The organism is Variovorax gracilis, assembly GCF_030317115.1.
GTDB classification, from domain to species: Bacteria; Pseudomonadota; Gammaproteobacteria; order Burkholderiales; family Burkholderiaceae_C; genus Variovorax; species Variovorax gracilis.
Genome location: NZ_JASZYF010000005.1, coordinates 209,193 through 223,612 on the forward strand (window position 1 = coordinate 209,193; position 14,420 = coordinate 223,612).

The following is a 14,420-nucleotide window of genomic DNA, read 5'->3' on the forward strand; positions in this document are numbered from 1 at the left end:
TGCAGCACCAAGCACTTATTCGGAGCCAAGGCTCCATTCGACCTCTTGCGGGGCCTCTTCCGCGATGCTTCCGTGGATTTGTTCCTTGAGCTTGGCGCTCGCGTGGAAAGTCGCCACGCGGCGCTCGCCGATCGGGATGGCCTCGCCGGTCCGGGGATTGCGCCCCGGACGAGGGGCCTTGACGCGGATCTGGAAGTTGCCGAAGCCGGAGATCTTCACATCCGTGCCCTCGATCAGGCTGTTGGCGATCAGGTCGAAGAAGGCCTCGACCATGTCCTTGGACTCGCGCTTGTTCAGGCCGATCTGCTCGAACAGCAAATCGGCCAGATGCGCCTTGGTGAGCGCCGGCGTTTCGAGGGCTTCGAGCGTGAATTCCATGGCGTTCATGCCCGCATACGCGCGCCGAGCCGCGTACCAAGCTGTTCGACGATCGCGCGCACGGCTGCTTCGACCTGCTCGTCGGTCAGCGTCGCGGCGTCGCTGTTGAAGCTGAGGCGCACGGCCATGCTTTTTTCGCCTTGCGCGAGGCCACCTGCCGTCACTGCCCCATCGCGGCCGACTGTCGGCCTGTAGATGTCGAACAGCCCGATTTCGCGCAGCAAGCTCGCGTCCGAAGCGGCCCGGATGGCCTGCATGAGTGCGTCGTGCGTGACAGCTTCGCCAACCACCACCGCAATGTCGCGTTCGACCGCCTGATGCTTGGGAACCGGCTGCGCAACCGGCACCGGCCGGGCGGTGACGGCATCAACCTCGAGCTCGAACAGCACCGGCGCATGGGCGAAGTCCCACTTCTGGCGCCAGCGCGGATGAAGTTCGCCAACGACACCGACAACGCGACCATCGAGCAGCACGCGCGCGGCGCGCCCCGGATGCAATGCCGGGTGCTCCACGGGCTCGAAAGTTGCCATGCGCGGCGCCAGTAACGCCTCGACATCGCCCTTGATGTCGAAGAAATCGGTGCGCTGCGCCTTGCCTTCCCAGCGTGCCTCGTCCGCGTCGCCCGAGGCCAGCCCGGCCACGCGCATGGGCTGGTGGATGCCCTTGACCGTGCTGTCGGTGGTGACGACCGAGTCGTCGCGAAAAAAGACACGGCCGAGCTCGAACACGCGGGCGCGCGGCGCCTTGCGGTCCAGGTTGAACTTAAGCACCTGCAGCAGCGAGCCGATCAGCGACGAACGCATCACGCTCATCTGGCTCGCGATCGGGTTCAGCAGCTTGATCGGATTCGCGTTGCCGGCAAGATCCTGTTCCCAATGGGCTTCGACGAAGCTGAAGTTGATCGTTTCCTGGTAGCCCAACGCAGCGAGGCGGTGGCGCACCGCAGCGTTGCCGCGCTGTGCCTCGGGCCGCACGCGCGCGGTGATCGGCGCCAGCGGCGGGGTGGTCGGCAGGTTGTTGTAGCCAATGAGCCTTGCGACCTCTTCGATGAGGTCCTCTTCGATCAGCAGATCGAAGCGATGCGGCGGCGGCGTCACGATCAGCATCCCGTCGCCCTCCACGACCGGCAGAGCAAGACGGCGCAACGCGTCGGCACACTGGTCCTGCGTGAGCGGCATGCCGATCACACGCGCCGCGCGTGCGACGCGCAAGGTGACGGGCCTGGCTTCCGGCAGTCGCAGCATCTGGTCATCGATGGCCCCCGCCTCTCCGCCGCAGATGTCGATGACCAACTGGGTGATGCGCTCGATGATCGCCACAGTACGGCTCGGGTCGACGCCACGCTCGAAACGGTGCCCGGCGTCGGTCGAGAAATCGAAGCGGCGCGAACGCCCCTGGATGCTCTCGGGCCACCAGAAGGCGGCCTCGACATAGATGTTGCGCGTGTCGTCGGACACCGCCGTCGCGTCGCCACCCATGATGCCGGCGAGCGATTCGACTTCGCGATCGTCGGCGATCACGCCGACCTTCTCGTCGACCGTGACCGTGTTGCCGTTGAGCAGCTTCAGTTGCTCGCCCGGCCTGCCCCAGCGCACCGCAAGTCCGCCATGGATCTTGTCGAGATCGAAGATGTGCGACGGCTGTCCGTATTCGAACATCACGTAGTTCGAGATGTCGACCAGCGGGGACACGCTGCGCTGCCCGCAACGGGCGAGGCGATCGACCATCCATGCAGGTGTCGCGACCTTGGTGTCGACACCGCGCACGACGCGACCCGAAAAGCGGCCGCACAGCTCGGGCGCTTCAACCTTGACGGGCAGCTTGTCTTTCAGGATGGCTTCCACAGGCCTGTTCGCAGGCGTCTTGAGCGGTGCGCCTGTCAGCGCGGCCAGCTCGCGCGCGATGCCGTAGACGCTCAGTCCATGTGCCAGATTGGGCGTGAGCTTGAGCGTCAGCAAGGAATCGTCGAGCTTGAGCACCTCGCGAATGTCGGTGCCAATCGGCGCATCAGCCGCGAGTTCGAGCAAGCCGCCGTGGTCCTCGCTGAGCTTGAGCTCCCGCGCCGAGCACAGCATGCCCTGGCTTTCGACGCCGCGAAGCTTGCCAAGCTTGATCAAGAATGGCTTGCCGTCTTCGCCCGGCGGCAGTTCGGCGCCGACCAGCGCGACCGGAACCTTGATGCCGACACGCGCGTTGGGCGCGCCGCACACAATGTTCAGCAGGGCGCCCTGCCCCGCATCGACCTGGCACACGCGCAGGCGATCGGCGTTGGGGTGCTGCTGGGCCTCCTTGATCTCGCCGACCACCACCTTGGCGAAAGGCGGCGCGACTGGCCGACGCTCTTCGACCTCGAAACCGCCCATCGTGAGCGTTTCGGCCAGTTCGGCGCTACTGAGCTGCGGATCGCAGAATTCGCGCAACCAGGACTCGGGAAATTGCATCTCGTCGTTCTCGTTCTATTTACTGGAATTGGCTCAGGAAACGCAGGTCGCCGTCGAAGAACAGGCGCAGGTCGTTCACGCCGTAACGCAGCATGGTGAGCCGATCTGGCCCCATGCCGAAGGCGAAGCCGATGTAGCGTTCAGGGTCCAGGCCCATGTTGCGCACCACGTTCGGGTGCACCTGCCCGGAGCCCGCAACTTCGAGCCAGCGGCCGGCCAATGGGCCGCTCTGGAACTGGATGTCGATTTCGGCGCTGGGTTCGGTAAACGGGAAGAAGCTGGGACGGAAACGCAGCACCAGGTCATCGCTCTCGAAGAAGGTCCGGCAGAAGTCGGTGAAGACGACCTTCAGGTCCTTGAAGCTCACGTTCTCGCCGAGCCACAGGCCTTCGCACTGATGGAACATCGGCGAATGCGTCGCGTCGCTGTCGACGCGGTAGGTGCGGCCGGGCGCGATCACGCGGATCTCGGGCGCCTTGACCGTGCCGGTGGGGTCTGCCGCCGCGGCTTCAAACTGCGCGGCGTATTTCTTGATGTGCTGATGCGCATAGCGCACCTGCATCGGGCTGGTGTGTGGACGCAGGTTGTAGGGAATGCCGTCTTCGCCGTCGATGTCGACATAGAAGGTGTCCTGCATCGACCGCGCAGGATGATTCGGCGGATTGTTGAGCGAGGTGAAGCTGTGCCAATCGGTCTCAATCTCGGGACCATCGGCCACATCGAAGCCCATGCTCGAGAAGATCGCCTCGATGCGCTCCATCGTGCGGCTCACCGGGTGCAATCCGCCCGGCACGCGCTGGCGGCCAGGGAGCGTGACGTCGAGCGCTTCGGCCCGCAATTGAACCGCGAGTTCGTCGTCGGCGAGTTGCTGCCGGCGCTCGGTGAGCGCGGCTTCGATGGCCTGCTTGGCAACGTTGATGGCAGCGCCGCGAGACTTCTTCTCTTCGACACTCAGCGCGGCCATGCCCTTCATCAGTTCCGTGATGCGACCAGCCTTGCCGAGAAACTGAGCCTTGGCGTTCTCGAGGTCGGCCGGCGCCGAGGCTGCGGCAAAGGCTGCGCGTGCGGTGTCGACCAGGGAGTCCAACTCGTTCATGGGGAAATTCTTCGAGGTGAAAAGGAAAGCGGGCTGCCGCCGGGATGAAAAAAGGGCTGGAGCCCTTTCAAGCGCCAGCCCTTGTGCCGTGGGCGCAGGCAACCATCCGGAGGACGGCAACCTGCTGTGCAGAATCAAGCAGCCAGCTTGGCCTTGACCTGCTCCACGATGCCGGCAAAAGCGGCCTTGTCGTGCACGGCGATATCGGCGAGGACCTTGCGGTCGATTTCGATACCGGCCTTGCGGATGCCGTTGGCGAACTGGCTGTAGGTCAGGCCCAGTTCACGCGAGGCGGCGTTGATACGCGCAATCCACAGTTGGCGGAACACGCGCTTCTTGGTACGGCGGTCACGGTAGGCGTATTGGCCTGCCTTCATCACCGCCTGCTTGGCGATGCGGAAGACATTGCCGCGACGACCGCGGAAACCCTTGGCGAGTGCGAGAACCTTCTTGTGGCGGGCGCGAGCCGTTACACCACGTTTGACGCGAGGCATGTGTGTACTCCTTGTTCGTCTGGGTTAGATGCCGCTACCGGGCAACATGGCAGCCATCGAAACCATGTTGGTCTCGTGCACTGCCGTTGCACCACGCAGGTGACGCTTGTTCTTGGTGGTCTTCTTCGTCAGGATGTGACGCTTGAAGGCTTGACCGCGCTTGACGGTGCCACCGGGACGAACGCGGAAACGCTTTTTCGCGCTGCTCTTGGTCTTCATTTTGGGCATGTGAATGCTCCTTTAGTTTGTGCTCGTGAGGCGCCGCGGATGCTCCACGGACTTGTTGGCCCCGAGACACTTCTTTATCCCGCCCTTGCGTGCACCATGAAGTGCGCGCAGGAGCGAAATCCCTTCAAAACTCTCGACGACTTACGCTGCCGCCGGCGCTGCCGAGGCTTCTGCCGCCGGCTTTGCAGCTCCGCCCGCCTTCTTGCGGCCTGGAGCGATCATCATGATCATCTGGCGGCCTTCCAGCTTCGGGAACTGCTCGACGATGATCAGGTCGCCAAGCTCGTCGCGAATACGCTGCAGCAAGGCCAGACCCAGTTCCTGGTGCGTGATTTCGCGACCGCGGAAGCGGAGCGTGATCTTGCACTTGTCGCCCTCTTCCAAGAAACGCCGGATGTTGCGCATCTTGATGTTGTAGTCACCGTCGTCGGTGCCCGGGCGGAACTTGATTTCCTTGACTTCGATGACCTTCTGCTTCGATTTCGCTTCGGCCGCCTTCTTCTGCTCGTGGTACTTGAACTTGCCGTACTCGATCAGGCGGCAGACCGGCGGATTGGCCGCCGCGACAACTTCCACCAGATCCACGTCTTGTTCACCAGCCAGACGCAAGGCCTCGGCAAGACTCACTACACCCAAAGGCTCGTTATCGGGCCCGATCAGGCGGACTTCCGGGGCCATGATTTCCCGGTTCAGGCGGTGTTGGCGTTCCTCGCGGTGGCGGCGGTCGCGAAATGCAGTAGCGATGGTCAGGATCCTTCAAACAATTTGCTACAAAAACTGTAGCTAACACCGTAGAGTCCACGCCCACAAGCAGCCTGATCGACAAATCGGCCTTTGAACTTGTTCAAATTCAAAGCTTGTGTTGGATGTCGTGGGCGACCTTTTGAGAGAACGCCTCCACCGACATGGAACCGAGGTCAAGATTGCCTCGGGCGCGCACTGCGACGGCACCGGCTTCCCTCTCCTTGTCACCTACAACCAGGATGTAGGGAAGCTTTTGCAACGAATGCTTCCGTATTTTATACGTAATCTTTTCGTTGTGCAGATCGAGCGAGACTCTAAGCCCTTGATTCTGCAGCGTTTTGGCAACCTGGGCCGCGTAGTCGGCCTGGCCTTCGCTGATATTCAGCACCACCACCTGCACGGGCGCGAGCCACGCGGGCAGCGCACCTGCATGGTGCTCGATCAGCATGCCGATGAATCGCTCGAGGCTGCCGACGATCGCGCGGTGGAGCATGACCGGGTAGGACCGCCCGCTCGTTTCCGTCACGTACTCGCCGCCGAGGCGTTCGGCCGTGTTGAAGTCGACCTGCATCGTGCCGCACTGCCACTGGCGGCCGATCGCGTCCTTCAGCGTGTACTCGATCTTCGGGCCGTAGAAGGCGCCCTCGCCCGGCGAAATGACGAAGTCCACGCCGGAACGGCGCAGCGCTTCCATGACCGCGAATTCGGCCTTGTCCCACAATTCGTCGGACCCGACCCGGTTGTCCGGCCGCGTGGCCACCTTGTAGAGGATGTCCGTGAAGCCGAAGTCGGCGTAGACCTTTTGCAGTTGCGCCGTGTACGCGACGCATTCCTCGAGGATCTGGTCCTCGGTACAGAAGACGTGGCCGTCATCCTGCGTAAAGCCGCGCACGCGCATGATGCCGTGCAACGCGCCACTGGGCTCGTTGCGGTGGCACTGCCCGAACTCGCCATAGCGCAGGGGCAGGTCGCGGTAGCTGCGCAGATCCGACTTGAAGATCAGCACGTGGCCGGGACAGTTCATCGGCTTGAGGGCGTATTCGCGCTTCTCCGACTCCGTCGTGAACATGTTTTCGCGGTAGTTCTGCCAGTGGCCTGTCTTCTCCCACAGGCTCTTGTCCAGGATCTGCGGACCCTTGACCTCCTGGTAGCCCGTGTCGCGATAGACGCGGCGCATGTACTGCTCGACCTGCTGCCAGATCGCCCAGCCCTTGGGATGCCAGAACACCACGCCCGGTGCGGCCTCGTCGATGTGGAACAGGTCGAGTTCCTTGCCAAGCCGTCGGTGATCGCGCTTCTCGGCCTCCTCGATGCGGCGGATGTAGTCGTCCAGTTGTTTCTTGTCGGCCCACGCCGTGCCGTAGATGCGCTGCAGTTGCTCGTTCTTGGCGTCACCGCGCCAGTAGGCGCCGGCCAGCTTCGTGAGTTTGAAAACCTTGAGGAAACGCGTGTTGGGCACGTGCGGCCCGCGGCACATGTCCACGTACTCCTGGTGGTAGTACAGGCCCATGGCCTTCTCGTCGGGCATGTCCTCCACGAGGCGCAGCTTGTAGTCCTCGCCGCGGGACTTGAACACGCTGATGACTTCGTCGCGCGGCGTCATCTTCTTGATCACGTCGTAGTCCTGCGCGATCAGTTCGCGCATGCGCGCCTCGATGGCCGCCATGTCCTCTGGCGTGAAGGGGCGCTCGTACGAGATGTCGTAATAGAAGCCCTCGTCGATCACGGGGCCGATCACCATCTTGGCCGTCGGGTAGAGCTGCTTCACCGCATGCCCCACCAGGTGGGCGGTGGAATGGCGAATGATCTCCAGCCCCTCGTCATCCTTCGGCGTGATGATCTGCAGCTTCGCGTCGTGGTCTATCACGTCGCCGGCATCGACCAGCCGGCCATCGACCTTGCCGGCGACGGTCATCTTCGCCAGGCCAGGGCCGATGGACTTGGCGACATCGGCCACCGAAACCGGGCCGGGAAACTCGCGGCGCGAGTTGTCGGGAAGAGTGATCTGGATCATGAAAAAACCTCGACGAGAAAACAAAAAAGCGCGGTCTGTTGCCGCGCTTTGCTTTGGTTCGTGTGCTGAAGATTCCAGCGTGCGCGGCCTACCGGCCTTTTCCTTCGGGGAAAAGACCGCTGAATCCTTGCGGCGTAGTTCGCGGTGTCATAACCAAAGTGCCTTTCTCGCCCTTGTTGCTGCTGAGTCGGAACTGGCGATTCTATCCGCTGCGGCTCAGGACGCGGGCGCAGCGTTCTTGAGGCCCAACACCTCAATCGGCTCGATGGCCGGCGGCTTGGCAAACAGGTCCGGCGCCTTCGCCATGAGGGCCTGCGCGATCGGGCCGGTGAGATGGGCCTGGCGGCCCGCTTCATCCTCGAACGCATCGAAGATTCCGAAGGTGCTGGGCGACAGGCGCAGGGCGAACCAGATTGGCGTGGTTTTTTCGTCGCGCGCCATCTCAAGGCCCGCTTTGAGGAACTGCTGGACTTCGGCTTCCTTGCCCGGCCTGGCTTCGAGGCGAGCGAACAATGCGTACTTGATCATGAGAGTCTCCGGTGAACACGGTGCGCGAAATTGCGCTGACCAGAACTGACTCTATGCCCCGCTCTCGAATCGACCTATTGGCATTTTTGACATCTTTGTTATCGTTATTGCCATGAAGGTCAGCATCCTCGCGCTCGATGGCGTATTCGACACCGGTCTTGCCACCGTGCAGGACGTGTTCAGCACGGCCAACGAACTGGCCGGCATGCTGGATCTCGACGTGGCCCGGTTCGACGTATCCGTCGTCGGCATGCGGAGGAAGGTGCATACCTCCCAGGGGCTTCGGGTTCCCGTCGTCTCGGCCGATGAAGGCGGCGCAGCGGACTGGATGGTCGTGCCCGCCATCGGAGACAAGATGCCGGATGCGTTGCAGACCGCACTGAAAAGACGCGACGTGGCGGATGCCGCCCAAGCTCTGCGACAGCACGCGAGCCGGGGAGGCAGGGTCGCGGCGGCCTGCATAGGCACCTTCGTGCTCGCCGAATCCGCCCTGCTCGACGACCAGAAAGCGACCACCACCTGGTGGCTGGCCTCTCTTTTTCGCCAGCGCTACCCGGAGGTACGGCTTGACGAGTCGCGCATGCTGGTCAGTTCAGGAGCCTTCGTCACGGCCGGAGCCGCGTTGAGCCATATCGACATGGCCCTGCTCCTGGTGCGCCAGGCCAGTCCGGAACTCGCTGCCCTCGTGGCGAAATACCTGATCGTCGATTCGAGGCCTTCGCAGTCCGCCTACGTGATCACGGACCATCTGAGCCATTCCGACCCGACCGTCGAGCGCTTCGAACGTTGGGCACGCGGTCGGCTCACAGATGGTTTCTCGCTGGACGAGGCCGCCGCGGCAGCAGGCACGAGCAAGCGCACCCTGGCGCGGCGCATGCACCAAGTCCTGGGCAAGAGTCCGTTGTCGTACTTTCAGGATCTGAGGGTCGAGCGGGCTGTCCACATGCTCAAGACCAGCGACAGGAGCCTCGAGCAGATCGCCGAACTGGTCGGCTATGCAGATGGCGTCACGCTGCGCTCACTACTGCGCCAGCGCATCGGCCGCAGCGTGCGCGATTTGCGAGCGAGCACCTGATCGGAGCGGCAACAAGAAAAAAAGCGCCCTCGCGGGCGCTCTTTGATCTCTCATGCCGGCAAGCCGGCATGCGGAAATCAGTGGAACTGCTCTTCTTCCGTCGAGCCGGTGAGGGCCGTCACGCTCGACTTGCCCCCCTGGATCACGGTGGTCACTTCGTCGAAGTAGCCGGTGCCGACTTCCTGCTGGTGCGACACGAAGGTGTAGCCGCGATCGCGCGCAGCGAATTCGGGCTCCTGGACCTTCTCGACGTATGCCGACATGCCGCGGGCCACGTAGTCCTGGGCCAGGTCGAACATGTTGAACCACATCGAATGGATGCCGGCCAGCGTGATGAACTGGTACTTGTAGCCCATCGCGCCCAGCTCGCGCTGGAACTTGGCGATGGTTGCGTCATCAAGGTTCTTCTTCCAGTTGAAGGACGGCGAGCAGTTGTAAGCCAGCATCTTGCCGGGGTGAACCTTGTGTACGGCCTCGGCGAACTTGCGGGCGAATTCCAGGTCGGGCGTGCCGGTCTCGCACCACACCAGGTCGGCGTAGTGGGCGTAGGCGATGGCGCGCGAGATGGCCTGGTCGATGCCCTTCTTGGTCTTGTAGAAGCCTTCGGCCGTGCGTTCGCCGGTCAGGAAGGGCTTGTCGTTCTCGTCGTAGTCGCTGGTCAGCAGGTCGGCAGCTTCGGCATCGGTGCGAGCGATGACGAGCGTCGGCGTGCCGCAGACGTCGGCAGCCATGCGGGCGGCAATCAGCTTCTGCACCGCTTCGGTGGTCGGGACCAGCACCTTGCCACCCATGTGGCCGCACTTCTTGACCGAGGCGAGTTGGTCTTCGAAGTGCACGCCGCCGGCGCCGGCGCGGATCATGGCCTTCATCAACTCGAAGCCGTTGAGCACACCGCCGAAGCCTGCTTCAGCGTCGGCCACGATCGGAGCGAAGTAGTCGACGTAGCCCTCGTCGCCAGGGTTCGTGCCCTTGGACCACTGGATCTCGTCCGCGCGGCGGAAGGTATTGTTGATGCGCTCGACCACGGTCGGCACGGAGTCGACCGGGTACAGCGACTGGTCGGGGTACATCGAGGCGTAGCTGTTGTTGTCGGCGGCAACTTGCCAGCCCGACAGGTAGATCGCCTTGACGCCGGCCTTGACCTGCTGCATGGCTTGGCCGCCGGTCAGGGCGCCGAGGCAGTTGACGTAGGGCTCGTTGTTCACGAGGTCCCAGAGCTTCTCGGCACCGCGACGGGCGAGCGTGTGCTCGATCGGGAAGGAGCCGCGCAGGCGCACGACGTCGGCCGCGCTGTAGCCGCGCTTGATGCCCTTCCAGCGAGGATTGGTCGCCCATTCCTTTTCGAGGGCGGCAATCTGTTGTTCGCGGCTCAGTTGTTCTGTGATGGTCTGGGGCATGGTCACTCCGAGGGTTGATTGAAAGGTGGGCGCTGTCGCGTCGTGGGAGTAACTGTAAGGCAGCGTCGCGACTCTTATGTCTTATAGAAGACATATTTTTGCTTGAGCAAAATCAACGGGTTACAACACTTTTTCTCAATGCGAAATAAATTTTCTTGTATTGAGAAAAAATATTGCGGCGCAGCACTCGCGAATTTCGTAATGCGCAATAGCCTTTTCGTGCGTGAAAATCGCGGCCGGCCGATCGTCAACGCGCGCCCAGCCAGTCGCCGCCCGAGATGACGCTGCGACCACGGACGCGATCAGGGTGGATTTCATAGACAAGGCAAGCCAGCCGTTCGCCGCCTGCGTCCGATTCGACCAGCACTTCCCGCTTGATGTACTCGCCCGAGTCGTCCGGCTTGACCTCTTCCAACTCATCGAGCTGCTTCTCGAGCTCAGGCGCAATGCGGTAGATCTCGCCGAACACCTCGCTAGGTCCGCCCAGCACCGCTCCGGGGTAGGCGCCCAGATCGTACAGAGTGCCGGCGATGCGCGCGTCGGCCACGTGCTCCGGCTTCGGATGGAACCGAGCGATGTCGTTGCGGCCGCCGCGGCGCAGCGTGCCGTAAACAAACACATAGCGAGACGTGGCGGCGTATTGGGGCATCATCGAAACAGTCCTCTCAACGCTCCCAGTCTATTGAACACCGCACACCCCGCACCGGGCCGCCTGGTGGCCTACGGTTGCCTCGCCCTGAGCATGTCGCTCGTCGGCAGCTACGTCGCTCTTTCCAAGCCACTGGTCGCGGCGTTTCCCGTTCTGCTGCTTGCCTGGCTGCGCTTCGGCATCGCGGCACTGGCGATGCCGCACTGGCTTCGACGGCCAGCAGACGAGCCCTTGATGACCTCGCGCACACGCGGACTGGTCTTCCTGGAGTCCTTTCTCGGCAACTTCATGTTCTCGATCTGCATGCTCTTCGGCGTGAGCCTGACGAGCGCGGTGTCGGCCGGCGTGATCATGGCGTCGATCCCCGCCGTCGTGGCCATCGGCAGTTGGATGTTCCTGCGCGAACGGATCACACCGCGTGTCGGCTTGGCGATCGCGTGCGCCGCGCTGGGCATCGGACTCCTTGCGCTCGCACCAGGACAAGCCACTGCGCACGCAGGCAATGCAACGTCGGGGCAAATGCCGTGGCTCGGCAACCTGCTGGTCTTCTGCGCCGTGGTCTGCGAGGCCTCGTACGCGGTCATTGGCAAGTCGCTCACGGGACGGCTCGGACCGAAGCGCATCTCGTCGCTCATCAACCTGTGGGGCTTCGTGCTGTCGACGCCCTTCGGCATCTGGTTCGCGCTGCACTTCGACTTCGGTGCGGTGTCCTTCGGCCTCTGGAGCCTGCTCGTGGTCTACGCACTGGCAGCGAGCATCTGGACCGTCTGGCTCTGGATGACCGGCCTGAAGGGCGTGCCCGCTTCGCAGGCCGGCGTCTTCACGGTGATGCTGCCGGTGAGCGCCGCGGCCGTCGGCGTGCTCGTTCTGGACGAGCGCCTGTCGACCCCGCAAGTGCTTGCATTCGCGCTCGCGCTGGTCGGCGTGGTGCTTGCGACGTGGCCCTCGCGCAGAGCCTGATGCCATCGAAGCGCACTCCCTAGGGAAAACGAGCCTCTTCTCCCCTCTGAAAAAACAACAACTCCCAATGAAAAAACCGCTTTTTCCCTTGGAAACGCGTTTCTTCTCCTTTAGCATCCGCAATGCCGATGGAGACACTGCTTTTCATTGGTGAAAGTGTCCAACCAAAAAAGGAAATCAACCATGGCAACTGCAAAGAAGGCTCCGGCCAAGAAAGCTCCCGCAAAGAAAGCCGCTCCGGCCAAGAAGGCTGCAGCACCGGCAAAGAAGGCAGCTCCTGCAAAGAAGGCAGCACCCGCCAAGAAGGCCGCTCCGGCTAAGAAGGCTGCTGCGAAGAAGGCGGCTCCCGCAAAGAAGCGCACTCCCAACGCTGCGTTCATGAAGGCACTGACCCCCAGCCCGGCGCTCGCCGCCGTGGTCGGCTCGACGCCTCTGCCGCGCACCGCTGTCGTGAGCAAGCTGTGGGACTACATCAAGAAGAACAACCTGCAAGACAAGGCCAACAAGCGCAACATCAACGCCGACGCCAAGCTGAAGGAAATCTTCGGCAAGCCGCAAGTGTCGATGTTCGAACTGGCCTCGCTGATCGGCAAGCACGTCAAGTGAGCCCTTGGGCGCCTCGCGCGCTCGAATCGAAAAAGCCGGCTGCTGCCGGCTTTTTTTTGCCCACGACGGGCGAGGCTCAGCCCCGGGCTTGTGCCGCCTTGGTGATCGTGCTGAGCGTGCCGCGCGTGGTGATCACCTCGGGATCCAGCGGAATCTCGATCAGGGTGCCCGTTTCGGCCGCCAGCGCGCGCAGCAGCGCGGCCTCGAACTGGGCGGTCTCGGTCACGCGCTCGGCGGCGTAGCCGTAGGCCTGGGCCAAGGCGCAGAAGTCCGGATTCCGCAAGGCGGTGCCGCTCACCTTGGTCGGGTACTCCCGCTCCTGGTGCATGCGGATCGTGCCGAACATGCCGTTGTTGAGCAGCACGATGATGCTCTTGCCGCCATGCTGCGAAGCCGTCGCCAGTTCCTGCCCGTTCATCAGGAAGTCGCCATCGCCGGCAATGGTGAAGGCGATGCGACCCGTCGCGATGTTGGCCGCGATGCCTGCAGGTACGCCATAGCCCATCGCGCCGCTGGTGGGCGCGAGTTGCGTCTTGTGTCCTTTCGCCAGGCCGTGATACCGGAAGTAGCGATGCACCCAACTCGCAAAATTGCCCGCACCATTGGTGATGGCCGCGTCCGCCGGCAGGTGCTTCTGCAGCAACCCGACGACTTCGACCATATCGACCGCGCCTCGCGGGCTCTCCGGCGGGAGCCCGGCCAGCGCCTGTGGCTCCAGGTTGGCGAGATAGTCGGCATGGGCCGCCGCGCTCCAGGCTTCCCACGGCAGCTCGGTCGGTGCACTCAGCACTTCGAGACTGCGCGCCGCCGAACTCATGCCGGCGTTGATGGCAAGGTCCGCCTGGTAGACGCGGTTGAGTTCTTCCGCGCTCGCATGGATGTGCACGAGGGCCTGCTTCGGCCTCGGCGCCTCGAGCAGCGTGTAGCCGCTGGTCGTCATCTCGCCGAGACGCGGGCCGATCGCGAGGATCAGGTCGCTTTGCCTGACGCGCTCGGCCAGCTTCGGATTGATCGCGATGCCGACATCGCCAGCGTAGAGCGGATGGTGGTTGTCGAAGGTGTCCTGAAAGCGAAAGGCATTCGCGACCGGCAGTTTCCAGTTCTCCGCAAAACGCTGCAGGGCTTGCGCAGCCTGCGGCGTCCATCCACCGCCGCCCGCGATGACCAGAGGGCGCTGCGACTTCAGCAGCAGTTCACGCAAGGTGCGCAGCGCGCCGGGATCGCTCCACGGCTCCACCGCCTCTACGCGGCGCAGCGGCCGCGCCGTGGTCGTGGCGCGCAGCATGTCCTCGGGCAGCACCACGACGACCGGACCCGGGCGGCCGTTCATCGCCGTCGCGAATGCGCGAGCGATGTATTCGGGAATCCGGTTCGCGTCATCGATGCGCTCGACCCGCTTGGCAAATCCCTTGGTGCTCGGGCCGAAGAAGCTGCCATAGTCGACTTCCTGGAAAGCCTCGCGATCGCGGAAGTCGCTGCCGACGTCCCCGACGAACAACACCATCGGCGTCGAATCCTGGAAGGCGTTGTGCACGCCGATCGATGCGTTGGTCGCGCCGGGCCCGCGCGTGACGAAGCAGACACCGGGCCGACCCGTCAGCTTGCCGTGCGCCTCGGCCATGAACGCCGCGCCGCCCTCCTGGCGATTGACGACGAAACGGATGCGCTCGCCGTAGGCGTGAAAGCCGTCGAGCACCGCGAGGAAACTTTCCCCCGGCACCCCGAAGGCCAGTTCGACACCTTGTTCGACCAGGCATTCGACGATCAAGTGGCCTGCGGGTTGTGATGTGCTCATGTGCGTTGCGCCTCT

15 protein-coding genes are annotated in these 14,420 nt (G+C 63.3%); 3 read left to right on the forward strand and 12 right to left on the reverse strand.

The features are described from left to right. Positions 1 to 15: 15 nt before the first annotated feature. The 8 genes from QTH97_RS12770 to QTH97_RS12805 all read right to left on the reverse strand — a co-directional run bounded on the left by QTH97_RS12770 (position 16) and on the right by QTH97_RS12805 (position 7,923). A complete protein-coding gene (locus tag QTH97_RS12770; RefSeq protein ID WP_286568521.1) occupies positions 16 to 387 on the reverse strand; it encodes an integration host factor subunit alpha in 372 nt (123 codons plus the stop codon). Further along, positions 384 to 2,819, reverse strand: coding sequence for a phenylalanine--tRNA ligase subunit beta (pheT, locus tag QTH97_RS12775; protein WP_286568522.1), 2,436 nt, complete (start codon positions 2,817 to 2,819; stop codon positions 384 to 386). Before pheT ends, QTH97_RS12770 begins: the two co-directional genes overlap by 4 nt. 19 nt (positions 2,820 to 2,838) lie before the next feature. Beyond that, entirely contained in the window at positions 2,839 to 3,915 is a 1,077-nt protein-coding gene (pheS, locus tag QTH97_RS12780; RefSeq protein ID WP_286568523.1) for a phenylalanine--tRNA ligase subunit alpha, read from the reverse strand. A gap of 134 nt (positions 3,916 to 4,049) precedes the next feature. Then, complete coding sequence (gene rplT / locus QTH97_RS12785) at positions 4,050 to 4,409, reverse strand: 50S ribosomal protein L20 (RefSeq protein ID WP_028253492.1); 360 nt, start codon at positions 4,407 to 4,409, stop codon at positions 4,050 to 4,052. A 24-nt stretch (positions 4,410 to 4,433) separates the two neighbouring features. Next, positions 4,434 to 4,637 (reverse strand): 50S ribosomal protein L35, encoded by a 204-nt coding sequence (gene rpmI / locus QTH97_RS12790; protein ID WP_028253491.1) that lies wholly within the window; start codon positions 4,635 to 4,637, stop codon positions 4,434 to 4,436. A 141-nt stretch (positions 4,638 to 4,778) separates the two neighbouring features. Then, positions 4,779 to 5,390 (reverse strand): translation initiation factor IF-3, encoded by a 612-nt coding sequence (gene infC, locus QTH97_RS12795; protein ID WP_286568726.1) that lies wholly within the window; start codon positions 5,388 to 5,390, stop codon positions 4,779 to 4,781. Between the two features lie 97 nt (positions 5,391 to 5,487). Beyond that, a complete protein-coding gene (thrS, locus tag QTH97_RS12800; RefSeq protein ID WP_286568524.1) occupies positions 5,488 to 7,395 on the reverse strand; it encodes a threonine--tRNA ligase in 1,908 nt (635 codons plus the stop codon). 216 nt (positions 7,396 to 7,611) lie between these two features. After that, positions 7,612 to 7,923 (reverse strand): putative quinol monooxygenase, encoded by a 312-nt coding sequence (locus QTH97_RS12805; protein ID WP_286568525.1) that lies wholly within the window; start codon positions 7,921 to 7,923, stop codon positions 7,612 to 7,614. Positions 7,924 to 8,035: 112 nt separating this feature from the next. On the opposite strand from QTH97_RS12805, the gene QTH97_RS12810 reads away from it, so the two are divergent. Then, positions 8,036 to 8,998, forward strand: a complete 963-nt coding sequence (locus QTH97_RS12810; protein WP_286568526.1) for a GlxA family transcriptional regulator — start codon at positions 8,036 to 8,038, stop codon at positions 8,996 to 8,998. A gap of 77 nt (positions 8,999 to 9,075) precedes the next feature. On the opposite strand, the gene aceA is transcribed toward QTH97_RS12810, so the two are convergent. Beyond that, the gene (aceA, locus tag QTH97_RS12815) at positions 9,076 to 10,395 is read right to left on the reverse strand and encodes an isocitrate lyase (protein WP_286568527.1); all 1,320 of its coding nucleotides are present in this window, start codon (positions 10,393 to 10,395) and stop codon (positions 9,076 to 9,078) included. Between the two features lie 247 nt (positions 10,396 to 10,642). Further along, the gene (locus QTH97_RS12820; protein WP_286568727.1) at positions 10,643 to 11,044 is read right to left on the reverse strand and encodes a gamma-glutamylcyclotransferase family protein; all 402 of its coding nucleotides are present in this window, start codon (positions 11,042 to 11,044) and stop codon (positions 10,643 to 10,645) included. A gap of 33 nt (positions 11,045 to 11,077) precedes the next feature. Between QTH97_RS12820 and QTH97_RS12825 the strand changes: the two genes are divergently transcribed. Further along, positions 11,078 to 12,004: a DMT family transporter gene (locus QTH97_RS12825; RefSeq protein ID WP_286568529.1), complete on the forward strand. Its 927-nt coding sequence runs from the start codon at positions 11,078 to 11,080 to the stop codon at positions 12,002 to 12,004. A gap of 19 nt (positions 12,005 to 12,023) precedes the next feature. On the opposite strand, the gene QTH97_RS12830 is transcribed toward QTH97_RS12825, so the two are convergent. After that, positions 12,024 to 12,299: a hypothetical protein gene (locus QTH97_RS12830; RefSeq protein ID WP_286568738.1), complete on the reverse strand. Its 276-nt coding sequence runs from the start codon at positions 12,297 to 12,299 to the stop codon at positions 12,024 to 12,026. On the opposite strand from QTH97_RS12830, the gene QTH97_RS12835 reads away from it, so the two are divergent. Further along, positions 12,188 to 12,610 carry an SWIB/MDM2 domain-containing protein gene (locus tag QTH97_RS12835; RefSeq protein ID WP_286568531.1) on the forward strand — a complete coding sequence of 141 codons (423 nt, stop codon included), beginning with the start codon at positions 12,188 to 12,190 and terminating at the stop codon, positions 12,608 to 12,610. The two genes, QTH97_RS12830 and QTH97_RS12835, sit on opposite strands and share 112 nt — an antisense overlap. A gap of 76 nt (positions 12,611 to 12,686) precedes the next feature. Here the strand turns inward: QTH97_RS12835 and QTH97_RS12840 are convergent, their stop codons facing one another. Further along, positions 12,687 to 14,405: a thiamine pyrophosphate-binding protein gene (locus QTH97_RS12840; protein ID WP_286568532.1), complete on the reverse strand. Its 1,719-nt coding sequence runs from the start codon at positions 14,403 to 14,405 to the stop codon at positions 12,687 to 12,689. Between the last annotated feature and the right edge of the window lie 15 nt (positions 14,406 to 14,420).